The 20,203-nt window shown below is 68.5% G+C and carries 19 protein-coding genes; 13 read left to right on the forward strand and 6 right to left on the reverse strand.

Annotated elements, in window-relative coordinates:
- Nucleotides 1-56 precede the first annotated feature (56 nt).
- Nucleotides 57-797 carry an IclR family transcriptional regulator gene (locus tag ACQY8B_RS21610; RefSeq protein WP_422088581.1) on the forward strand — a complete coding sequence of 247 codons (741 nt, stop codon included), beginning with the start codon at nucleotides 57-59 and terminating at the stop codon, nucleotides 795-797.
- 28 nt (nucleotides 798-825) lie between these two features.
- Here ACQY8B_RS21610 and hisC read toward each other — a convergent pair whose 3' ends face one another.
- Nucleotides 826-1,803: a histidinol-phosphate transaminase gene (hisC, locus tag ACQY8B_RS21615; RefSeq protein ID WP_422088582.1), complete on the reverse strand. Its 978-nt coding sequence runs from the start codon at nucleotides 1,801-1,803 to the stop codon at nucleotides 826-828.
- A gap of 205 nt (nucleotides 1,804-2,008) precedes the next feature.
- On the opposite strand from hisC, the gene ACQY8B_RS21620 reads away from it, so the two are divergent.
- Both ACQY8B_RS21620 and ACQY8B_RS21625 read left to right on the forward strand, forming a co-directional pair.
- On the forward strand, nucleotides 2,009-4,183 hold the full coding sequence (locus ACQY8B_RS21620; RefSeq protein ID WP_422088583.1) for a malate synthase G: 2,175 nt from the start codon (nucleotides 2,009-2,011) through the stop codon (nucleotides 4,181-4,183).
- 156 nt (nucleotides 4,184-4,339) lie between these two features.
- Nucleotides 4,340-5,650: an MFS transporter gene (locus tag ACQY8B_RS21625; RefSeq protein WP_422088584.1), complete on the forward strand. Its 1,311-nt coding sequence runs from the start codon at nucleotides 4,340-4,342 to the stop codon at nucleotides 5,648-5,650.
- Here ACQY8B_RS21625 and ACQY8B_RS21630 read toward each other — a convergent pair.
- Both ACQY8B_RS21630 and ACQY8B_RS21635 read right to left on the reverse strand, forming a co-directional pair.
- Complete coding sequence (locus tag ACQY8B_RS21630) at nucleotides 5,629-5,844, reverse strand: hypothetical protein (protein ID WP_422088585.1); 216 nt, start codon at nucleotides 5,842-5,844, stop codon at nucleotides 5,629-5,631. The two genes, ACQY8B_RS21625 and ACQY8B_RS21630, sit on opposite strands and share 22 nt — an antisense overlap.
- Nucleotides 5,845-5,958: 114 nt before the next feature.
- Nucleotides 5,959-6,270: a hypothetical protein gene (locus ACQY8B_RS21635; RefSeq protein ID WP_422088586.1), complete on the reverse strand. Its 312-nt coding sequence runs from the start codon at nucleotides 6,268-6,270 to the stop codon at nucleotides 5,959-5,961.
- Here ACQY8B_RS21635 and ACQY8B_RS21640 point away from each other — a divergent pair.
- On the forward strand, nucleotides 6,257-6,835 hold the full coding sequence (locus tag ACQY8B_RS21640) for a fasciclin domain-containing protein (RefSeq protein ID WP_422088587.1): 579 nt from the start codon (nucleotides 6,257-6,259) through the stop codon (nucleotides 6,833-6,835). The genes ACQY8B_RS21635 and ACQY8B_RS21640 overlap by 14 nt on opposite strands.
- A gap of 7 nt (nucleotides 6,836-6,842) precedes the next feature.
- On the opposite strand, the gene ACQY8B_RS21645 is transcribed toward ACQY8B_RS21640, so the two are convergent.
- Nucleotides 6,843-7,769, reverse strand: a complete 927-nt coding sequence (locus ACQY8B_RS21645; RefSeq protein WP_422088588.1) for a LysR substrate-binding domain-containing protein — start codon at nucleotides 7,767-7,769, stop codon at nucleotides 6,843-6,845.
- A gap of 82 nt (nucleotides 7,770-7,851) precedes the next feature.
- On the opposite strand from ACQY8B_RS21645, the gene ACQY8B_RS21650 reads away from it, so the two are divergent.
- The 5 genes from ACQY8B_RS21650 to ACQY8B_RS21670 are packed head-to-tail and all read left to right on the forward strand — an operon-like array spanning nucleotide 7,852 to nucleotide 11,770.
- Nucleotides 7,852-8,184, forward strand: coding sequence for a DUF2917 domain-containing protein (locus ACQY8B_RS21650; RefSeq protein ID WP_422088589.1), 333 nt, complete (start codon nucleotides 7,852-7,854; stop codon nucleotides 8,182-8,184).
- Between the two features lie 54 nt (nucleotides 8,185-8,238).
- Complete coding sequence (locus ACQY8B_RS21655) at nucleotides 8,239-9,417, forward strand: acetyl-CoA C-acetyltransferase (protein WP_422088590.1); 1,179 nt, start codon at nucleotides 8,239-8,241, stop codon at nucleotides 9,415-9,417.
- Nucleotides 9,418-9,422: 5 nt separating this feature from the next.
- Nucleotides 9,423-10,226, forward strand: a complete 804-nt coding sequence (locus ACQY8B_RS21660; protein ID WP_422088591.1) for an enoyl-CoA hydratase-related protein — start codon at nucleotides 9,423-9,425, stop codon at nucleotides 10,224-10,226.
- Nucleotides 10,227-10,283: 57 nt separating this feature from the next.
- The gene (locus ACQY8B_RS21665) at nucleotides 10,284-11,540 is read left to right on the forward strand and encodes a 6-phosphofructokinase (protein ID WP_422088592.1); all 1,257 of its coding nucleotides are present in this window, start codon (nucleotides 10,284-10,286) and stop codon (nucleotides 11,538-11,540) included.
- Nucleotides 11,540-11,770 (forward strand): cysteine-rich CWC family protein, encoded by a 231-nt coding sequence (locus ACQY8B_RS21670; RefSeq protein ID WP_422089091.1) that lies wholly within the window; start codon nucleotides 11,540-11,542, stop codon nucleotides 11,768-11,770. Before ACQY8B_RS21665 ends, ACQY8B_RS21670 begins: the two co-directional genes overlap by 1 nt.
- Here the strand turns inward: ACQY8B_RS21670 and ACQY8B_RS21675 are convergent.
- Entirely contained in the window at nucleotides 11,761-13,086 is a 1,326-nt protein-coding gene (locus ACQY8B_RS21675; protein ID WP_422088593.1) for a zinc-binding metallopeptidase family protein, read from the reverse strand. The two genes, ACQY8B_RS21670 and ACQY8B_RS21675, sit on opposite strands and share 10 nt — an antisense overlap.
- Before the next feature lie 145 nt (nucleotides 13,087-13,231).
- On the opposite strand from ACQY8B_RS21675, the gene ACQY8B_RS21680 reads away from it, so the two are divergent.
- From ACQY8B_RS21680 to ACQY8B_RS21695, 4 genes are all read left to right on the forward strand, one after another.
- Entirely contained in the window at nucleotides 13,232-14,734 is a 1,503-nt protein-coding gene (locus ACQY8B_RS21680; protein WP_422088594.1) for an MFS transporter, read from the forward strand.
- Nucleotides 14,735-14,811: 77 nt separating this feature from the next.
- A complete protein-coding gene (locus ACQY8B_RS21685; protein WP_422088595.1) occupies nucleotides 14,812-15,957 on the forward strand; it encodes an ABC transporter substrate-binding protein in 1,146 nt (381 codons plus the stop codon).
- Nucleotides 15,958-15,996: 39 nt separating this feature from the next.
- On the forward strand, nucleotides 15,997-16,764 hold the full coding sequence (locus ACQY8B_RS21690; RefSeq protein WP_422088596.1) for a class II glutamine amidotransferase: 768 nt from the start codon (nucleotides 15,997-15,999) through the stop codon (nucleotides 16,762-16,764).
- Between the two features lie 114 nt (nucleotides 16,765-16,878).
- Nucleotides 16,879-19,095 (forward strand): TonB-dependent receptor, encoded by a 2,217-nt coding sequence (locus tag ACQY8B_RS21695; protein WP_422088597.1) that lies wholly within the window; start codon nucleotides 16,879-16,881, stop codon nucleotides 19,093-19,095.
- A 9-nt stretch (nucleotides 19,096-19,104) separates the two neighbouring features.
- Here the strand turns inward: ACQY8B_RS21695 and gshB are convergent, their stop codons facing one another.
- A complete protein-coding gene (gene gshB, locus ACQY8B_RS21700) occupies nucleotides 19,105-20,064 on the reverse strand; it encodes a glutathione synthase (protein WP_422088598.1) in 960 nt (319 codons plus the stop codon).
- Nucleotides 20,065-20,203: the final 139 nt, after the last annotated feature.

The following is a 20,203-nucleotide window of genomic DNA, read 5'->3' on the forward strand; positions in this document are numbered from 1 at the left end:
TCCGTCCGACTGTCAAGCCGACCCATCCCCATCCCCATCCCCGTCCCCCACTGCCCATGCCCCGCAAAGCCCAGACCGAATCGGTGTCCGACCTCAATGCCGCCCCCGGCGGTGCCGCCGCGGTCGACCGCGCGCTGAGCCTGCTCTCGGCATTCCGCCCGGGCGACGAGGCGCTGTCGCTTGCGCAGTTCGCTGAACGCACGCAGCTCTACAAGAGCACCGTGCTGCGGCTGCTGGCCTCGCTCGAACACGCGCGGCTGATCCGCCGCCAGGACGACGGCCGCTATGCGCTGGGCATGGAGATCGCGCGGCTGCACGGGCTGTATGCGGCGTCGCTGTCCGTCGACCGCATCGTGCTGCCGGTACTGCGCGCGCTTGCGGCGACCACCGGCGAAAGCGCGGCGTACCACGTGCGGCAGGCGCAGGGCGGCAGCTGGGTGCGGCTGTGCCAGTTCCGGGTCGATTCATCGCACGTGGTGCGAGACCACGTGCGCGTCGGCGACCTGCTGCCCAACGACCGGGGCTCGGGCGCGCGGGTGCTCATCGCCTTCGGCCCGGAGCGCGACCTGCCGCGCGACGCCGAAGAACGCAAGCTGTACGAGGACATCCGCGCGCAGGGCTTCTGCGCGCTGGTGGGCGACCGCACGGCAGAGCTGGCGGGCATCTCGGCGCCGGTATTCCATGCGGACGGCAGCCTGGCGGCGGCAGTTACGCTGACGATGCCCACGCACCGGTACGACGAGCGCTACATCGAGCCGGTGCGCGCCGCGGCGAAGGAGCTCAGCGGCCAGGTCTGACGCCGTCCGGCGTCAGTCAGTCGGTCAGTCAGCGCAGCGCGGCGAGCACCGCGCGGTTCTGCTCGGGCAGCCCCACGCTGATGCGCAGCCATTGCGGCAGGCCGTAGGGGCCGAGCAGCGACACCTCGATGCCGGCGGCCAGCAGGCGCGAATGCACTGCCTGCGCGTCGCCGACCTGCACCATCAGGAAGTTGCCGGAAGAAGGAACGCAGGCCAGCCCCAGTTCCCTGAAGCCGGCGGCGAGCTGGTCGCGCCCGGCGGTGTTGAGCTCGTACGTGCGCGCCAGGAAGTCCGCGTCGCCCAGCGCGGCCACCGCGGCGGCCTGCGCCGGCGTCGTCACGTTGAAGCGCGGCCGGTGTGCGTTCATGCGCGCCGTGAGCGCCGGCTGCGACACGCCGTAGCCGATGCGCAGTCCGGCCAGGCCGAAGGCCTTGGAGAAGGTGCGCGCCACGATCAGGTTCGGCAGGCGGCGCACCCACTCGATGCTGTCGTAGCGCTGCGCGGGCGAGAGGTATTCGGTGTAGGCCTCGTCCAGCAGCACCGTCACGTGCGCGGGTACGGACTGCAAAAAGGCCAGCAGCGGCGCGGCATCGATGAAGGTGCCGGTGGGGTTGTTGGGGTTGGCCACGAACACCAGTTTCGTGTCGTCGCAGATGGCGGCGCGCATGGCGTCCAGGTCATGGCCGAACTCGCGCGACGGCACGACTGTTGCGTGCGCATGGGCATGCGCCGTGGCCGCCGCATAGACGATGAAGCCGTACTGCGAATAGACGACGCCCTCGCCCGGCTTCAGGCTCACCTGCGCCGCCAGCTCGAGGATTTCGCTCGACCCGCTGCCCAGCGTGAGCCAGTCGGCGGGCACGTCGAGCCGGGCGGCCAGGGCGTTTTTCAGGGCCGTGCCGTTGCTGTCGGGGTAGTTGCCGGCGCCCTCGAGCGCGGCGGCGGCGGCCCGACGGGCCGATTCGGGCATGCCCAGGGGGTTTTCGTTGGAGGCCAGGAGAATCATGGAACAGGTCGGGATTTATTTAAGAAGTTAAATATATCCGCCGGCCACCATGCTCTTATCAGTGCCTACCCTTTGCGCCCTGTACCTCTCACGCTCGATTACCTCTATTTTTGTCACGGATAAATCCCGCTTGCGGCTCTTACTCGTCAACCAGGTATCGAATAAAGTTGATCCCAGGATTGCATCTTTCTCAAGGAGAACCCCCATGACCGCCCGCACCACCGCCCACGGACTCCAGGTCGCGACCGAGCTCCACCGCTTCATCGAGGACAAGGTCCTGCCCGCCAGCGGCGTGGCCAGCGACGTCTTCTGGAAGGGCTTCGACGCCATCGTCAGCGACCTCGCGCCGAAGAACATCGCCCTGCTCGCCGAACGCGACCGCCTGCAGAGCGAGCTCGACGCCTGGCACAAGAAGAACCCCGGCCCGATCGCCGACATGCCGGCCTACCGCGCCTTCCTCGAGAAGATCGGCTACCTGCTGCCGCAGCCCAAGGGCGCGAAGGCCACGACCGCCAACGTCGACTCCGAACTCGCGCTGCAGGCCGGCCCGCAGCTGGTGGTGCCCATCCTCAACGCACGCTACGCACTGAACGCCGCCAACGCACGCTGGGGTTCGCTGTACGACGCGCTCTACGGCACCGACGCCATTCCCGAAACCGGCGGCGCGGAAAAGGGCTCCGGCTACAACCCGGTGCGCGGCGCCAAGGTCATCGAGTTCGCGCGCAACGTGCTCGACCAGGCCGCGCCCCTGGCCAACGGCTCGCACAAGCAGGCCACCGGCTACAGCGTGAAGGACGGCAAGCTGGTCGTCGCGCTGCAGAGCAGCAGCACCGGCCTGGCCGACGCATCGCAGTTCGTCGGCTACCAGGGCGACGCCGCCGCGCCGTCGTCGGTGCTGCTCAAGCACAACGGCATCCACCTCGACATCCGCATCGACCGCGGCACGCCCATCGGCAAGAGCGACGCGGCCGGCGTGAGCGACCTGGTGCTCGAAGCCGCGCTCTCGACCATCCTCGACCTCGAAGACTCGGTGGCCGTGGTCGACGCCGCCGACAAGGTGGTCGCGTATTCGAACTGGCTCGGCATCGTCGAAGGCACGCTGACCGAGGAAGTCGCCAAGGGCGGCAAGACCTTCACGCGCGGCCTGAACCCCGACCGCGAATACACCGGCGCCGACGGCAAGCCCGTGAAGCTGCACGGCCGCTCGCTCATGTTCCTGCGCAACGTGGGCCACCTGATGACCAACCCGGCCGTGCTGTATGCGGACGGCAAGGAGATTCCGGAAGGCATCCTCGACGCCGTGGTCACCACCACCATCGCCACCATCGACCTGAAGCGCAAGGGCAACTCGCGCACCGGCAGCATCTACATCGTCAAGCCGAAGATGCACGGCCCGGCCGAAGTGGCCTTTGCCAGCGAGCTGTTCGGCCGCGTCGAGCAGCTGCTCGGCCTGCCCGCCAACACCGTGAAGCTGGGCATCATGGACGAAGAGCGCCGCACCAGCGTCAACCTGAAGGCCTGCATCGCCGAGGCCGCGGCGCGCGTGGCCTTCATCAACACCGGCTTCCTCGACCGCACCGGCGACGAGATGCACACCGCCATGCAGGGCGGCCCGATGATCCGCAAGGGCGACATGAAGTCCAGCGCGTGGATCGGCGCCTACGAAAAGAACAACGTGCTGGTCGGCCTGTCGTGCGGCCTGCGCGGCAAGGCGCAGATCGGCAAGGGCATGTGGGCCATGCCCGACCTGATGGCCGCGATGCTCGAACAGAAGATCGCGCACCCCAAGGCCGGCGCCAACACCGCCTGGGTGCCCTCGCCCACCGCCGCCACGCTGCATGCGCTGCACTACCACCAGGTCAGCGTGACCGCGGTGCAGCAGGAGCTGGAAAAGATCGACGCCGACGCAGAGCGCGACAACATCCTCGGCGCGCTGCTGCAGGTGCCGATCGCGGCCGATGCCAAGTGGACCGCCGAAGAGCGCCAGCAGGAAATCGACAACAACGTGCAGGGCATCCTCGGCTACGTGGTGCGCTGGATCGACCAGGGCGTGGGCTGCTCGAAGGTGCCCGACATCCACAACGTCGGCCTGATGGAAGACCGCGCCACGCTGCGCATCTCCAGCCAGCACATCGCCAACTGGCTGCTGCACGGCGTGGTCACCAAGGCGCAGGTCGACGAGACCTTCCAGCGCATGGCCAAGGTGGTGGACGAGCAGAACGCGGGCGACCCGCTGTACCAGCCGATGGCCGGCAACTTCGCGACCTCCTCGGCCTACAAGGCGGCGCAGGACCTGGTGTTCAAGGGCATCGAGCAGCCCAGCGGCTACACCGAGCCGCTGCTGCATGCATGGCGCCTGAAGGTCAAGGGCGAGGCCTGAGTCTTCGCACCAGTGACTGAACGGCAATGAAAGCCGGGCTCCTGCAGCCCGGCTTTTTCTTTTGTCGCGAGGCGCGGGCGTCGCCGTGGCGACGGCCGAGCGCCAGCGATCCATTAGCATTCAGGCCGCCTCATCCTTCACGGCCTTTCTCTCCTCATGAATCCGAACGCGGCACCCAAGCCCGCGGAGCGCTCACGCCTCTCCCGCCTCACCCGCCTTTCCCACTGGTCAACCTCCACGACGGCGATGCTGGTCGCCCTTGCCACGGCCTTCGCCCTGAGCCAGGCCTTCCGCACCGTGGGCGCGATGATGGCCACGCCGCTCTCCCAGAACTTCGGGCTGACGCCGCAGCAGCTCGGCATGTGGGCCGGCACCTTCCATTTCACGTTCGGCGTGATGCAGCTCGGCATGGGCGTGTCGATCGACATGTTCGGCGTGCGCCGCACGGTGCTCAGCGCCTTTCCGCTGGCCGTTGCAGGCGCGGTGCTGTGCGCGATGGCGCCGAGCTTCCATGCGCTGCTGCTGGGGCAGGCGCTGATCGGCGTGGGCTGCGCGCCCGCGTTCCTGGCGTGCACGGTGTTCATCGCGCGGCACTTCGATGCGGCGCGCTTCACCGCCATGTCGGGGCTGGTGATGAGCATGGCCGGCATGGGCATCCTGTTCACCGGCACACCGCTGGCATTGCTGATCGAAGCCGCATCCTGGCGTGCCGGCTACGCGGCGCTGGCCGGGTTCGCGGTGCTCTCGTGGCTGGTCATCTTCTGGCGCGTGCGCGAGCCCGCGCGCGCGGCGGTAGTACATGGCGGCGGGCAGCAGGCGCCGGCGGAACGCCAGTCGCTGCGCAACGCGGTGCGCGAGCTGCTGCCTCTCTTCGCCATGCCGCACACGCTGGGGCTGCTGTGCTTCGCCTGCGTGTCGTACGCGGCGTTCATCACGCTGCGCGGCCTGTGGCTCGGCCCGGTGCTGCACGACCGGCACGGCCTGTCGCTGGTGGCAAGCGGCAACGTGGCGCTGGTGATGACCGTGGCCGGCATGGTCAGCCCCGCGCTGTTCGGCCGCATGGACCCGGGCGGCGCGCGGCGCGGCCGCTGGATGATGGGCTGCGCCGTCGCCGGCGCGCTGATGTTCGGTGCCATGGCGCTGACGCATTCGGCGGTCGTCGACATCGGCCTGCCGATCATCTACGGCCTGCTCTCGGGCTACAGCGTGCTGCAGTACGCGTACACCAAGAACGCCTATCCGGCGGAGATGACCGGCCGTGCGATGGCGCTGCTGAACATGGCGATGTTCCTCGGCGTGTCGCTGATGCAGTGGACCACCGGCGTGGCCGCGTCGTGGGCGGTGGCGCACGGCGCGGAGCCGTTCCGCGCGGTATTCCTCACGGTGGCCGGCATGCTGGCTTTGGGAACGCTTGCGTTCCTGGTGCTGCCGCGCTCGCATGGCGGTCAGTCCTCCGTGAAGCGATAGTCGGCCTTCCGCAGGGCCACCTTCTGCGCGCGCCGTTCCGCGCGATGCGTGCGCAGGTGGCGCCCGGCCTTCTGGTTGGATTCGCCGCGCGCCATCGCGGCCGCCACGGGGTTGCGAGGTGCCGACGCCGGCACCGAAAAGTAGAACCGGCCCAGACGCTTGTCGTCGTCACGGGCCTTTCGTTGAGCACTCATGTGCGCACACTCCGAAAAACAGGAAAGCCCCGGCGAATGGCTGCGCGGGGCCTTTGTCGATGGGCCTCGGCGGGTGCATGGATGCACGTCCGGCCGGGGCGGTCGGTGTGCGGATCAGGTGTTCAGGAAAAGCTTCATTGAATGGTGTGGTCGCCCGGGAGGTTGGTCGTCACCGGGCGCGGTGAGAAAGAAACTGTTGCCGAAAAACGAGGGGCGGATTCTGGCGAGCGCCTGCACGAACCGCAAGGCCCGCATGCGCGGCTGTGGCGCAAAGCCGACGCGGCACAAATCTGCAACCGGCTGCGAATCCAAACGCGAAGAGGCCCCGTATTCGATCCAAGCGCATCGCGCCTCCGAGCTGTTGGCGGTTTCCACAGACACCTTCAAGAACCATTCTTTCCAGGAGCCTTCAATGAAAAAACTCATGATTGCAGTCGGCGTTTCGGTCCTGCTCGGCGCTTGCGCGGGCGGCATGGGCATGAGCGGCAGTGGCAGCAGCGGCATGTCGTCGAACCCGATGGTCGGCGGCGCCGCGATGTACCCGACGAAGGACATCGTCGACAACGCCGTCAACTCGAAGGACCACACGACGCTGGTCGCCGCAGTCAAGGCCGCAGGCCTGGTCGACACGCTGAAGAGCCCCGGACCGTTCACCGTGTTCGCGCCCACCAACGAGGCCTTCGCCGCACTGCCGGCCGGCACCGTCGACACGCTGCTCAAGCCCGAGAACAAGCCCACGCTGACCAAGGTGCTGACGTACCACGTGGTGCCTGGCCGCATGGACGGCCCGGCGCTGATGAGCGCGATCAACGCGGGCGGCGGCAAGGCCGTGCTGAAGACCGCCAGCGGCGGCACGCTGACCGCGACGATGAACGGCGGCAACGTGTGGGTGACCGATGCCAAGGGCGGCACCGCGATGGTCACCATCGCCAACGTGTACCAGTCGAACGGCGTGATCCACGTGATCAACAAGGTGCTGCTGCCGGGTTGATCCTTCTTCAGGTCCGCTGCGCGGCTTCCGCTTCGTCGCGCAGCCATTGAGCGAAGTCCTGCGCGTCGCGGTTGCCCGCGGCGCGCTGCGACATCTCGACGAAGTAGGCGCGGCGCGACATGGCGCCTTCGCCGAGCGGTGCCACCAGGCGGCCGTCTCTCACGAGTTCGCGCAGCAGCGGCATCCTTCCGATCACCACGCCCTGCCCCGCCACGGCCGCCGCCACCGCGTCGGCATAGTGGGTGAAGCGCAGCGTGCTCTTCATGCGCAGGTCGGCCAGACCCATCACGCGCAGCCAGGGTTCCCAGTCGGTCGTCGCCGTCTCGCCGGGATCGGCGTAGTCGACCGTGAGCAGCGTGAGGCCCGACAGGTCCGACGGCGCATGCAGCGCCTCGGCGAGCTTCGGCGCGCACAGCGGCACCACCGACTCCTCGAACAGCGCCGGCCCCACGCCACGGCTGATCGGCGCGAAGCGCACGGCGATGTCGATGCGGCTGCTTTCCAGGTCGAGCAAATCGAGCGTGGCCGACACGCGCACGTCGACCTGCGGATGGGTGCCGGTGAAGCGCGCCAGTTTCGGAATGAGCCAGAGCGACGCGAAACCCGGCGTTGTGGTGATCGCCACCTGGCGCGGCGCCGAGTTGGCACGCACGCGCGCGGTGGCGTCGCGCAGGCGCTCCAGGCTGTCGGTGACGGCGCGCTGCATGACGCCGCCGGCCTCGGTGAGCGACAGCGCACGGTGGCGGCGCTCGAACAGCAGCACGCCCAGGCTGGCCTCCAGCTGCTGGATCTGTCGGCTCACCGCCGATTGCGTCAGGTGCAGTTCGCCCGCCGCGAGCGTGAAGCTCAGGCGCCGCGCCGCGGCCTCGAAGGTGCGCAGCAACTCGAGTGGCGGCAGCTCGCCGGCCGAGGCTTTCGCATTCTCTGGATGCATGCAACGAGTTCCGAATGACCGCGTGTAAGTAAGTGGCCGGCTCACTATATTCATTCGTATCTCGAATGCAATGGAGCTTGCCATGAGCACTTCTTCAAAGAAATCCGGCGCCGCCTCGCGCTTCCACGTCAGCCTGCCGACCCGTTCCATCTTCGCCGTGCCCGATGGCGCCGGCGTGGGCATCGAATGCCGCAGCGGCTCGGTCTGGGTCACGGTGGACCGCGACACGCGCGACATCGTGCTCGCGCCCGGCGAGCGCTTCGAGAGCGCCGAGCACCGGCGCGTGCTGGTGTCGGCGCTGGAGTCCTCGTGCATCACCGTGTCGGATGCGCAGCCGGCCGCGATTCCCCTCGCGAAGCGCACCGGTGCGCGGTCGCCTTGGCGACTCCTGCCCCACGGGTTGTCCCCGGCTTGACCGGGCACCATGGGCGTCGAACCATCGATGGCTTCCTGAACGAAAGACATCGATATGGCAGAGGCATACATCGTTGCCGCAGCGCGCACGGCCGGCGGCCGGCGCGGCGGCAGGCTCGCGGGCTGGCACCCGGCGGACCTGGCGGCGCAGGTGATAAACGCGCTGGTGGCGCGCAGCGGCATCGACCCGGCGGCGGTGGAGGACGTGATCCTCGGCTGCGTGAGCCAGGTCGGCGAGCAGGCCACCAACATCGCGCGCAACGCGGTGCTGGCCTCGAAGCTGCCCGAATCGGTGCCGGGCACATCGGTCGACCGGCAATGCGGCTCGTCGCAGCAGGCGCTGCACTTCGCGGCGCAGGCCGTGATGTCGGGCAGCATGGACGCGGTGATCGCGGGCGGCGTCGAGAGCATGACGCGCGTGCCGATGTTCACGCCCAACGCCCTGCCCGCGAAGGCAGGGCTGGGCACCTACATGAGCCCCGCGATGAAGGCGCGCTACCCCGGCGTGGAGTTCAGCCAGTTCACCGGCGCGGAAATGATCGCCAGGAACTACGGCATCGAGAAAAGCGCGCTCGACCGCTACGCGCTGGAGAGCCATCACCGCGCGATCGCCGCGACCCGCGTGGGCGCGTTCGACGACGAGATCGTGCCGGTCGACGTGCTGCTGGCCGACGGCACCCGCAGCGGCGAGACGCACACGGTGGACGAAGGCATCCGCTTCGACGCGACGCTCGAAGGCATCGCGGGCGTGAAGCTGATCGCCGAGGGCGGGCGCTGCACCGCCGCCACCGCGAGCCAGATCTGCGACGGCGCGAGCGGCGTGCTGGTGGTGAACGAACGCGGCCTGAAGGCGCTGGGCGTGAAGCCGCTGGCGCGCATCCACCACATGAGCGTGATGGGGCACGACCCGGTCATCATGCTGGAGGCCCCGCTGCCCGCGACGCAGCGCGCGCTGAAGAAGGCCGGCATGAAGATCGGCGACATCGACCTGTACGAGGTGAACGAAGCCTTCGCGCCCGTGCCCATCGCATGGCTGCAGGCGCTCGACGCCGACCCGGCGCGGCTCAACGTGAACGGCGGCGCCATTGCGCTGGGCCATCCGCTGGGCGCCTCGGGCACCAAGCTCATGACCACGCTGATCCACGCGCTGGCAAAGCGCGGCAAGCGCTACGGCCTGCAGACCATGTGCGAAGGCGGCGGCATGGCCAACGTGACCATCGTGGAAAGGCTTTGACGGCAATGAGCGACCAGGCTTTCATCCTCCACGAACTGAACGACGGCATCGCCACGCTCACGCTGAACCTGCCGGCCAAGCTGAACCCGATCGCGCGCGAGCTGCAGGTCGAGCTGCGCGACGCGCTGGAGCGCATACGCGACGACCGCACGGTGCGCGCAGTGATCCTCACCGGTGCCGGCAAGGCCTTCTGCGTGGGCGCCGACCTGAGCGCGATGGCGCCAGGCGAAGCCGGCAAGTCGCTCGGCACGCAGACCGCCGAGTGGATGCAGGAACTCAGCAATCCGCTGATCGAAACCTTGCGCACCCTGCCGGTGCCGGTGGTGGCCGCGGTGAACGGCCCGGCGGCCGGCGCGGGCGTGGGCCTGGCGCTGGCGGCAGACGTGACCATCGCGGCGCGCAGCGCCTACTTCTACCTGCCCTTCCTGCCCAAGCTCGGCATCGTGCCCGACCTCGGCTGCACCTGGGCCATTCCGCGCCGCGCCGGCCGGGCGCGCGCCATGGGCATGGCGCTGCTCGACGAGCGCGTGGACGCGGAGCGTGCGGTGCAGTGGGGCCTGATCTGGTCCTGCGTGGACGACGGGCAGCTGATGAAAGAAGCCGCGGGCGTCGCGCAGCGCCTCGCCCGGCTGCCGGCGCATGCGGTGGTCGAGGCGCGCGAAGCCTTCGACGCCTCGGAGCGCCACTCGCTGAAGGAACAGTTGCACTACGAGAGCGAACGCCAGCGCGAGCTGATCGACCGCCCCAGCTTCCGCGAAGGCGTGAGTGCCTTCCTGCAGAAGCGGCCGCCGGTCTTCGAGAGCCGCTGACATTCCGACACCGGCGCCCGCTGGCGCCGGCCCGGGGGCTGCGTGACAATGCCGCGCATGCCCATCCCCAATGCCTTCTACGCCCAGTCAGGCGGCGTCACCTCGGTCATCAACGCGTCGGCCTGCGGCGTGATCGAGACGGCGCGCCGGCACCCGGACCGCATCGGCAAGCTCTACGCGGGGCGCAACGGCATCATCGGCGCGCTGGCCGAGGAGCTGATCGACACCGGCGCGGAGCCGGCCGAGGCCATCGCCGCGCTGCGCACCACGCCTTCCGGCGCCTTCGGCTCGTGCCGCTACAAGCTCAAGTCGCTCGAGAAGAACCGGCGCGAATACGAGCGGCTGATCGAGGTGTTCAAGGCGCACGGCATCGGCTATTTCTTCTACAACGGCGGCGGCGATTCGGCCGACACCTGCTTCAAGGTGAGCCAGCTGTCGCAGTCGATGGGCTATGCGCTGCAGGCCATCCACGTGCCCAAGACCATCGACAACGATCTGCCGCTGACCGACTGCTGCCCTGGCTTCGGCTCGGTCGCGAAGTACGTGGCGGTGTCGACCATCGAAGCCTCGTTCGACGTGCGCTCGATGGCGGCGACATCGACCAAGGTGTTCGTGCTCGAGGTGATGGGGCGGCACGCGGGCTGGATCGCCGCGGCCGGCGGGCTCGCCGCGGACCAGGGGATTCCGGTGGTGGTGCTTTTTCCGGAAATCGAATTCGACAAGGTGCGCTTCCTGGCGCGTGTCGAAGAACTGGTGAAGCAGCACGGCTACTGCTCGGTGGTGGTGTCCGAGGGCTGCCACCATCCCGACGGCACCTTCCTCGCGGAGCAGGGCACGCGCGATGCCTTCGGCCATGCGCAGCTCGGCGGCGCGGCACCGGTGGTGGCGCAGATGGTCAAGGACGCGCTGGGCCACAAATTCCACTGGGCCGTGGCCGACTACCTTCAGCGCGCGGCGCGCCACATCGCCTCGGCGACCGACGTGAAGCAGGCCTACGAGCTGGGCCGGCGCGCGGTGGAGCTTGCGCTGGAAGGCCGCAACGCCGTCATGCCGACCATCGAGCGCATCTCCGACGAGCCGTACGCGTACCGCATCGGCAGCGCACCGCTGGAGGCGGTGGCGAATGTCGAGAAGCCGATGCCGCGCGATTTCATTTCGGACGACGGCTACGGCATTACCGAGAAGTGCCGCCGCTACTTGCTGCCGCTGATCGAGGGCGAGGACTACCCCGCCTACAGCGGCGGCCTGCCGGTGTACACCACGCTGCGCAACCTGGCCGTGCCGAAGAAGCTGCCGGCCTTCGAGATCGCATGATGGCAACCGGCACGGCGGTCATCGACGCCACGCGCTGCCCGCTGTGCGGCGAGCCGAACCGCTGCGCGATGGAGATCGAACGCGAGACCGGCCGGGCGCAGCCGCCCTGCTGGTGCATGCAGGTCGACTTCAGCAATGCGCCGCTGACCAACCTGCCGGAAGAGATGCGCGGGCTGGCGTGCATCTGCATGCGCTGCGCGACGGGAGCCGCGCCACGGCGTCAGGACTGACCGGCGTCCTGGGTCTGCGTCTGTGATTGCGCCTGGGGCTGCACAGCCTCCGGCGCGGCCACCTCGCCCGACATCACCATCGACGGCGTATCGCCCTGCCGCTGCTGCGTGATCACCTGGTGGATGAACTGCAGCTTGCCCACGGCCGTGCGCGGAAGCACGAAGGGGTAGTAGTCGGGCTGGCCCATGCTGCGCGACAGCTCGTTGAGCACGTTGGTGAGCAGCACCCAGCCGTTGATGAAGTCGAGGAACTGGCCGGCATCGGGGTGGTCCGGCTGCCACAAGTCGTCGAGGGTGAAGAGGTCGCTCGTGAGTTCGACGTTGGCCGCATCGACGCCGAAGCTCATCGCGGTGTCCGCCGTGTCGGCCATGTGCAGGTAGTGCGCCCAGGTCTCGGCCCAGTCTTCCCAGGGATGCGTGCTGGCGTAGCTGCTGACGTAGCGGTCGGTCCAGTCGGGCGGCGGGCCCTGCTCGTAGTGGGTCTGCAGCGCGGCCGCGTAGTCGGCGCGTTCGTCGCCGAAGAGCGCGCGGAAGTCGTCGATCCACGGCGTGGGCTGCACCAGCAGGTCCCAGTAGTAGTGCCCGATCTCGTGGCGGAAATGGCCGAGCAGGGTGCGGTAGGGCTCGCGCATCTCGGCGCGGATGCGCTCGCGCACGGCGTCCTCGGCCTCCTCGGCGTTGAGGGTGATCACGCCGTTGTCGTGGCCGGTCATGACGTGCGGGCCGCCCGGCACGTTGCTCAGGAAGTCGAAGGTCATGCCGTGCACCGGATCGGCGTGGCGGCTCACCACCGGCAGGCCGAGCGCGAGCAGCTGCGAGATGAGCCGGCGCTTGGCGGTCTCGAGCTTGCGCCAGAGCTCGCCGTTGCTCTCCACCGACAGGTCGGGAATGGTGCGGGTGACGCTGCATGCCAGGCAGTAGCCGGGCGCCAGGCCGTGCGGATCGGCGGGCGGCGGCTCGCCCTCGCGCGCGGCCGGCACCATCCAGCTGCAGGCGGCGGGCGTCATGAGGTTGGCGCAGCGGCGGTAGGTAGGGCCGTGCGGGTCGCCGAACACTGTGAAGGTGTCGGGCTGCGCGCCGTCGCCTTGCGCCGGTGCAAGCGGCACGACGCCGAGGCGGTCGATCACGTAGCCCAGCGGCGTGTGGCAGGCCAGGCATTCGCTGTTGCGCAGGAACACGGGACGGCCGCACTGGCAACGGTAGGCCCGGCTGACGGTGGGCGCGGCGAGTTCGGTGGCGAGCGTGGGCGCGCCTTCGGGCTCGGCGGCGGCCGGGGCGCCGGCTTGCGGATCTTGGGCTTCGGGCAGGGAATCCATGTGGTTGTCTTGATCTTCTGGAAGACGTCTTCTGGAAGACGCGGAGGGGACAGCCGGGCCATTGTGCGACCCGCGGGCATGGGCCTCATCGCGCAAACACCGATATGCTTGTAGGACGACGGACCCCGAGACATTCCGCCGCCCCATGACCTCCCCACAGACATCCGAAGCCGCGAGCACGCCGGCCCCGCCCTCCATCGGCACGATGCGCCAGCGCTATGGCGAGCACTACCGCTGGTACCTGCTGCTGTCGGTCATGGTGGGGACGATGGCGTCGATCATGTCCTCGACCATCGTCAACGTGGCCATTCCCGGCATGAGCCATCACTTCTCGCTCGGGCAGGAGCGCGCGCAGTGGGTGAGCTCGGGCTTCATGGTGGCGATGACGGTTTCGATGCTCACCACGCCGTGGCTGCTGTCGCGCTACGGCTACCGGCGCACCTATGTGGGCACGATGGTGCTGCTTCTGCTGGGCGGCATCGTGGGCGGGGTGGCCAACGACTTCTCCCTGGTGCTGTTCGCGCGCGTGGCCGAAGGGCTGGCGGCGGGGGTGGTGCAGCCGATTCCGGCCATCATCATCCTGCGCGCCTTCGAGCCGCACGAGCAGGGGCGCGCGAGCGGCATCTTCGGCATGGGCGTGGTGCTGGCGCCGGCCATCGGGCCGAGCATCGGCGGTGTGCTGGTCGACTTGTTCGGCTGGCGCTCGATCTTCTTCATGGTGGTGCCCTTCTGCCTGGCGTCGCTCTGGCTGGCCTACAAGTTCGTGCCGACCACCGCGCCCGGCGGCGTGGCGGCGGTGCGCGGCGGCGGGCTCGACGGACGCGGGCTGGCACTGGGCACCATCGGCACGCTGTGCCTGCTGAACGGGCTGGTGGCGCTGCGCGGCGATTCGCCCTTGCAGGCCGGGCTGCTGCTGGCCGGCGCGCTGGCGGCGTTCGGCGCCTTCGTGTGGTGGCAGCGGCGGCTCGCGGCCTCGGGCGGCACGCCGCTGATGAACCTGGCGCTGTTCCAGTACCGGCAGTTCGCGATGGGCAGCGTGGTGGCGTTCATCTACGGCACGGCGCTGTTCGGCTCGACCTACCTGCTGCCGGTGTACATGCAGGTGGGGCTGCACCTGTCGGCCTCGCACGTGGGCACCATCCTGCTGCCGGCGGGCATCGTGCTGGCGCTGACCATCGCCGGCGTGGGCCGGCTGGCCGACAGGCATCCGACCTGGGTGCTGGTGACCATCGGGCTGGCGCTGCTGGCCGCGTCGTTCGCGCTGATGATGGTGCTGCGGCTGGACAGCGCGCTGTGGCTGCTGGTGGCGTTCGCAATCATCGGGCGCATCGGGCTGGGGTTCATCCTGCCCTCGCTCAACCTGGGCTCGATGCGGCCGCTGGCCAAGCCGCTGATTCCGCAGGGCGCCAGCGCCATCAACTTCGTGCGCATGCTGGGCGGCGCGGCCGGCGTGAGCCTGTGCGCCATCGTGCTCGAGTGGCGGCTGGCGGCGCACGGCGATTCGCTCGCCAACCCGATGAGCAGCCCGGCGCGGCTGGCGGCCTTCGACGAGGTGTTCGCGATGCTGGCGGGGCTGTGCGCGCTGGCGGTCTGCGCGGCCTGGCAGCTGCGGCAGGGGCCGGCGGAAACGGCGCGCAAGACGGGGTAAACCCCGGCGGCGGAAGACGGGGCTTTCGCATTCAATTGTTATCAGTTGTATCAAGCTCGCCAGCGAGCCCCATTCCCATGCATCGCAGAAATTTCATTGCCGCTTCGGCGGCGGCTGTCGCCGTGCCCGCGCTCGGCCTTTCGTCTTTTGCCCATGCTGCGGAGAGCGGCGCGGCGGACACCGAAATCGTGCTCGGCCTCACCGGCATCCTGAGCGGGCCGCTCGGGGCGCCGATCAAGGTCGTGGCGGCCGGCGCGGGGCTGGCTTTCGATGCGGTGAATGCGCAGGGCGGCCTGTCGGGCCGCAAGATCCGGCTGGTATCGCTCGACGACGAACTGGTGCCCGAAAAGGCGGTGGCCAACTACGAGAAGCTGCTTGGCGAGCACCGCGCCTTCGCCTTCTTCGGCTGCGTGGGATCGGGCACCACCGCGGCGGCGGCCAAGGTGCTGAACCAGAGCGGCGCGCCAATGGTCGGCGGCTACGCGGTGTCCGACTCGGCGCGCGAGAAGGTGGCGGGCTCCGGCTACTTCGTGCGCGCCACCTTCGCGCGCGAGGCGCAGGCGCTGGTGCAGCACCTGACGACCATCGGCGTCTCGCGGATCGCGGTGGCCTACCTCGACAACCCGGGCGGCGCCGAAGTGGCAAAGCTGGTCGAGGCCGCGCTCGCCACGCTGCAGCTCAAGCCAGTGGCCGCCGTGCCGGTGAAGGGCGACGGCTCGGCCAACGAGGCCTCGGGCAAGGCGCTGGCGGACAGCAAGGCGCAGGCGGTGATCATGTACCTGGGCGGCGGCATCGGCGGCGAGGTGATGAAGGCCGCCTGGGCCGCGGGCGGGCGCCAGATGTTCTACGGAATGTCGATCGTGCCGGGCGACGTCACGGCGCGGCTGGTGGGCGACAAGACAAGCGGGCTGGCCATCTCGCAGATCGTTCCCTACCCGTGGAGCGAAGTGGACGCCGGCGCAAGGGAGTATCGGCAGCTGGCCGAACGCGCCAAGGTCGACGTGGGCTACCTGAGCTACGAAGGCTATGTGAACGCGCTGGTGATGATCGAGGCGCTGCGCCGCACCGGGCGCGACCTGACGCGCGCCAGGCTGCATGCCACGCTCAAGGCCATGAAGCTGCGGGTGAACAACATGGAGATCGATTTCACCGGCGCCAGCAACACCGGCTCTCGCTTCATCGAGATGGTGCGGGTGACGAAGGAAGGCAAGTTCCTGCGCTAGCAGCCGCCCGGCCGCGCGAATCGCGGTCTAATTGCGGGCATGTGTCAATTGCTAGGGATGAACTGCAACACGCCGACCGACGTGACCTTCAGCTTCACGGGGTTCGCGCAGCGCGGTGGCCGCACCGATCACCATGCCGACGGCTGGGGCATCGCGTTCTTCGAGGACCGCGGGCTGCGCCACTTCGTGGACCACCAGCCGGCGTGCGAATCGCCGGTGGCAGAGCTGATCCGGCGCTATCCCATCCAGAGCCGCAACGTCATCGCGCACATCCGCAAGGCGACGCAGGGCGAGGTCAACCTGCAGAACTGCCACCCGTTCGTGCGCGAGCTGTGGGGGCGCTACTGGGTGTTCGCCCATAACGGCGACCTGAAGGAATTCCGCCCGCGCCTGCACGGCAACTTCCACCCGGTGGGCAATACCGACAGCGAGCATGCCTTCTGCTGGATCATGCAGGAGCTGGCCAAGTCGCACGCGGGCGTGCCGAGCATCGAGGAACTGACGCTCACTTTGCGCGAACTGGCGCCGCAACTGGCGAGCCACGGCACCTTCAACTTCATGCTGTCCAACGGACAGGCGCTGTGGGCCCACGCGTCGACCAACCTCTGGTACGTGGAGCGCCGGCATCCCTTCGTCACCGCGCAGCTCTCCGACGAAGACCTGGCGATCGACTTCGCGCAGCACACCACGCCCAGCGACCGCGTGGCGGTGGTAGTGACGGCACCGCTCACGACCAACGAAACCTGGACGCAGTTCGCGCCCGGCGAGCTTCATGTGTTCGTGGATGGGCGGCTTTCGGGGTACTGAGCGACGTTGCAATCTTTTTACTGACACATTTTCGCAACAGTGCAATAAAGTATCGGCGGGCGGGCGCAAGTGCGAGAACAATAACCGTTCTCATTTGCATCTTTCGAACCGTCCATGCCCGCATCTCATTTCCATCTTCGGCCTGTCGTGGCCGCAACGCTGCTCGCGCTCCATGCCGTGGCGGCACTGGCCCAGAACAACACGGCCGAACCGGCCGCCGCAGCGGTGTCGAGCGGCACGCTGGCCACGGTGAACGTGGAAGCCAGCGCCGACGCATCGGCCGAAGGCCTGGCCAAGCCCTACGCCGGCGGCCAGGTGGCACGCGGCGGGCGCGTCGGCATCCTGGGCACCCAGGACATGATGAGCACGCCCTTCTCCAGCACCAACTACACCAACGAGCTGATCCAGGACCAGCAGGCCAAAAGCGTGGCCGACGTGCTGCTGAACGACCCGTCGGTGCGCCAGGCACGCGGATTCGGCAACTTCCAGGAGCTGTACGTGGTGCGCGGCTTCCCGGTGTACTCGGACGACGTGTCGTACAACGGCCTCTACGGCATGCTGCCGCGCCAGTACATCGCCTCTGAATTCTTCGAGCGCGTGGAAGTGTTCCGCGGCGCCAACACCTTCCTGAACGGCGCGGCTCCCGGCGGCAGCGGCATCGGCGGCGCGATCAACCTGCTGCCCAAGCGCGCGCCCAACGAAGCGCTCACCCGTGTCGGCTTCGGCGTGCAAAGCGGCGGCCAGGGCTTCGTCAACCTCGACCTGGCGCGCCGCTTCGGTCCCGACGACAGCCTGGGCGTGCGCGTGAACGCGGTGCGCCGCGAAGGCGGCACCGGCGTGAACAAGGAAAGCCAGCAACTCAGCGCCTTCGGCGTCGGCCTCGACTGGCACAACCGCAACGTGCGCCTGTCGGCCGACTTCGGCTACCAGGACTACGACCTGAAAGACGGCCGCCCGAGCCTGACGCCTTCGTCGACGCTGCCGATCCCGCGCGCGCCCGACGCCCGCACCAACTTCGCCCAGCCCTGGACCTATTCGAAGGAAAAGGACAAGTTCGCCACCTTCCGCGGCGAAGTCGACATCACCGACAACATCACGGCCTGGGCCGCCGGCGGCGTGCGCCGCAGCAGCGAAGACAACGTGCTGTCGAACCCGACGCTCACCGACGCCTTCGGCAACACCAGCAACACGCGCTTCAGCAACACCCGCGAAGACCGCATCGGCACCGGCGAAATCGGCGTGCGCGGCAACTTCACCACCGGCCCTGTGAAGCACACGCTGGTGGCCTCGGCCGCCAAGTACAGCAACGACCGCGACAACGCCTACGCCATCTCGGCGCAGAGCGTGCGCAACAACATCTACACGCCGTATGCGTCGCCCTACCCGGTAGCCAACGGTGCTTTCGTTGGCAACACGCTCGACAACCCGCGGCTGACCGACCGCATCGACACCTCGAGCGTGGCCGTCGCCGACACCATGGCGTTCATGGACGACCGCCTGCTCGTCACGCTCGGCGCGCGCCGCCAGACCATCAAGCAGACCAGCTACGCCTACAACACGCTCACGCAGACCAGCTACTACGACAAGAGCAAGACCACCCCGGTGGCCGGCGTCGTGTTCAAGATCACGCCGACGGTTTCGGCCTACGCCAACTACATCGAAGGCCTGGTCAAGGGCAACGTGGCGGGCACCACGGTGAACAACCGCCCGGTCACCAATGCCGGCGAGATCTTCGCGCCGTACCAGGCCAAGCAGAAGGAAATCGGCGTCAAGTACGACGGCGGCACGCTCGGCGCCAGCGCCGCGTTCTTCACCACCGACCAGCCGACTTACTACTACTCCGGCCAGACCTACGGCCTGTACGGCAAGCAGCGCAACCAGGGCCTGGAGTTCTCGGTGTTCGGCCAACCGGCCAAGGGCCTGCGCCTGCTCGGCGGCCTGACGCTGCTCGACGCCAAGCAGAAGAACACGCAAGGCGGCGCCACCGACGGTCTCACGGCCATCGGCGTGGCCAAGCAGCAAGCCAACCTGGGCGCCGAATGGGACGTGCCGGGCCTGCGCAACCTGTCGCTGAACGCCCGGGTGCTCTACACCTCGAAGCAATACGCCAACGCCGCCAACACCCAGTCGGTGCCGTCGTGGACGCGCTTCGACATCGGCGCGCGCTACCTGGTCGACCTGGGCAACGGCCGTGCGCTCACGCTGCGTGCGCGCATCGACAACCTGTTCAACAAGTCGTACTGGGCCTCGGTGGGCGGCACGCAGGGCAGCAACTACCTGGTGCTGGGCGCCCCGCGCACCTTCTCGCTGAGCGGCACCATCGACTTCTGACGGCCGAAGTCAGCGGCCCTGCGGCTGCAGGGTCGCTTCCAGCGCATCGATGAACATCGCCGGCACGTCGAAGCCGGTCTGCTCGGTGATTTCCTGGAAGCAGGTCGGGCTGGTCACGTTGATCTCGGTGACCGAATCGCCGATCACGTCGAGCCCGATCAGCAGCAGCCCGCGCGGCGCGAGCGCACGGCCGATGGTTTCCGCGATCTCGCGGTTGCGCGCCGTCAGCGGCTGCGCCACGCCCTTGCCGCCGGCCGCGAGGTTGCCGCGCACCTCGGTGCCTTGCGGAATGCGCGCCAGCACGAAGGGCGCCGGTTCGCCCGCGATGATCAGGATGCGCTTGTCGCCCTGCACGATCTCGGGCACGAAGCGCTGCACCATGATGGTCTCGGCACCGTCCTTGTTCAGCGTCTCGACGATCGAACCGAGGTTCAGCGCGTCCTGCTTCACGCGGAAGATGCCCATGCCGCCCATGCCGTCGAGCGGCTTCAGGATGATGTCTCCGTGCTCAGCATGGAAGTCGCGCACGGCCTGGGCGCTGCGCGTGACCAGCGTGGGCGTGACGAACTGCGGAAACTCCATGATCGCGAGCTTCTCGGGGTGGTCGCGCAGCGCGCGCGGCGTGTTGACCACGCGCCCGCCCTCGCGCTCGGCCTGCTCCAGCAGGTGCGTCGCGTAGATGTACTCGGCGTCGAAGGGCGGGTCCTTGCGCATCAGCACCGCGTCGAAGTCCTTCAGCGCCTTCGACTCGGTGATGTCGACGCGGTACCAGTCCTTCGCGTCGCCCGTCAGCGTGATCTGCTGCACCGTGGCGGTGACGAAGCCGCCCGACTTCCACTGGATGTCCTGCGGCAGGCAGGCCGCGATGCGGTGGCCGCGGCGCTGGGCCTCGCGCATCATCGAGAAGGTGGTGTCCTTGTAGATCTTGAAATGATCGAGCGGGTCGGCGACGAAGAGGATGTTTTTCATCAGGCGTTCTTTCTTGCGGTGCCATGAACGGCGGCTGCCGCCGGGCTATCGGGGCGCGATGTTGCCGGAAGCGGCGATGTCCTTGCCGGCCGGGGCCTTTTCCTCATGCGTCCGGCTGGGCTCGAGGCATCGCATCGGG

It is taken from the genome of Variovorax sp. (assembly GCF_965279555.1).
In the GTDB taxonomy this organism is placed as follows: Bacteria; Pseudomonadota; Gammaproteobacteria; order Burkholderiales; family Burkholderiaceae_C; genus Variovorax.

What these genes read in the sequence shown, in the direction of transcription:
- ACQY8B_RS21625 (WP_422088584.1), top strand. Translation starts at nt 4,340, where the DNA reads ATGAATCCGAACGCGGCACCCAAGCCCGCGGAGCGCTCACGCCTCTCC.
- ACQY8B_RS21620 (WP_422088583.1), top strand. Translation starts at nt 2,009, where the DNA reads ATGACCGCCCGCACCACCGCCCACGGACTCCAGGTCGCGACCGAGCTC.
- ACQY8B_RS21635 (WP_422088586.1), bottom strand. Translation starts at nt 6,270, where the DNA reads ATGAGTTTTTTCATTGAAGGCTCCTGGAAAGAATGGTTCTTGAAGGTG.
- ACQY8B_RS21660 (WP_422088591.1), top strand. Translation starts at nt 9,423, where the DNA reads ATGAGCGACCAGGCTTTCATCCTCCACGAACTGAACGACGGCATCGCC.
- ACQY8B_RS21650 (WP_422088589.1), top strand. Translation starts at nt 7,852, where the DNA reads ATGAGCACTTCTTCAAAGAAATCCGGCGCCGCCTCGCGCTTCCACGTC.
- ACQY8B_RS21695 (WP_422088597.1), top strand. Translation starts at nt 16,879, where the DNA reads ATGCCCGCATCTCATTTCCATCTTCGGCCTGTCGTGGCCGCAACGCTG.
- ACQY8B_RS21630 (WP_422088585.1), bottom strand. Translation starts at nt 5,844, where the DNA reads ATGAGTGCTCAACGAAAGGCCCGTGACGACGACAAGCGTCTGGGCCGG.
- ACQY8B_RS21685 (WP_422088595.1), top strand. Translation starts at nt 14,812, where the DNA reads ATGCATCGCAGAAATTTCATTGCCGCTTCGGCGGCGGCTGTCGCCGTG.
- gshB (WP_422088598.1), bottom strand. Translation starts at nt 20,064, where the DNA reads ATGAAAAACATCCTCTTCGTCGCCGACCCGCTCGATCATTTCAAGATC.
- ACQY8B_RS21655 (WP_422088590.1), top strand. Translation starts at nt 8,239, where the DNA reads ATGGCAGAGGCATACATCGTTGCCGCAGCGCGCACGGCCGGCGGCCGG.
- ACQY8B_RS21675 (WP_422088593.1), bottom strand. Translation starts at nt 13,086, where the DNA reads ATGGATTCCCTGCCCGAAGCCCAAGATCCGCAAGCCGGCGCCCCGGCC.
- ACQY8B_RS21610 (WP_422088581.1), top strand. Translation starts at nt 57, where the DNA reads ATGCCCCGCAAAGCCCAGACCGAATCGGTGTCCGACCTCAATGCCGCC.
- ACQY8B_RS21670 (WP_422089091.1), top strand. Translation starts at nt 11,540, where the DNA reads ATGGCAACCGGCACGGCGGTCATCGACGCCACGCGCTGCCCGCTGTGC.
- hisC (WP_422088582.1), bottom strand. Translation starts at nt 1,803, where the DNA reads ATGATTCTCCTGGCCTCCAACGAAAACCCCCTGGGCATGCCCGAATCG.
- ACQY8B_RS21665 (WP_422088592.1), top strand. Translation starts at nt 10,284, where the DNA reads ATGCCCATCCCCAATGCCTTCTACGCCCAGTCAGGCGGCGTCACCTCG.
- ACQY8B_RS21640 (WP_422088587.1), top strand. Translation starts at nt 6,257, where the DNA reads ATGAAAAAACTCATGATTGCAGTCGGCGTTTCGGTCCTGCTCGGCGCT.
- ACQY8B_RS21680 (WP_422088594.1), top strand. Translation starts at nt 13,232, where the DNA reads ATGACCTCCCCACAGACATCCGAAGCCGCGAGCACGCCGGCCCCGCCC.
- ACQY8B_RS21645 (WP_422088588.1), bottom strand. Translation starts at nt 7,769, where the DNA reads ATGCATCCAGAGAATGCGAAAGCCTCGGCCGGCGAGCTGCCGCCACTC.
- ACQY8B_RS21690 (WP_422088596.1), top strand. Translation starts at nt 15,997, where the DNA reads ATGTGTCAATTGCTAGGGATGAACTGCAACACGCCGACCGACGTGACC.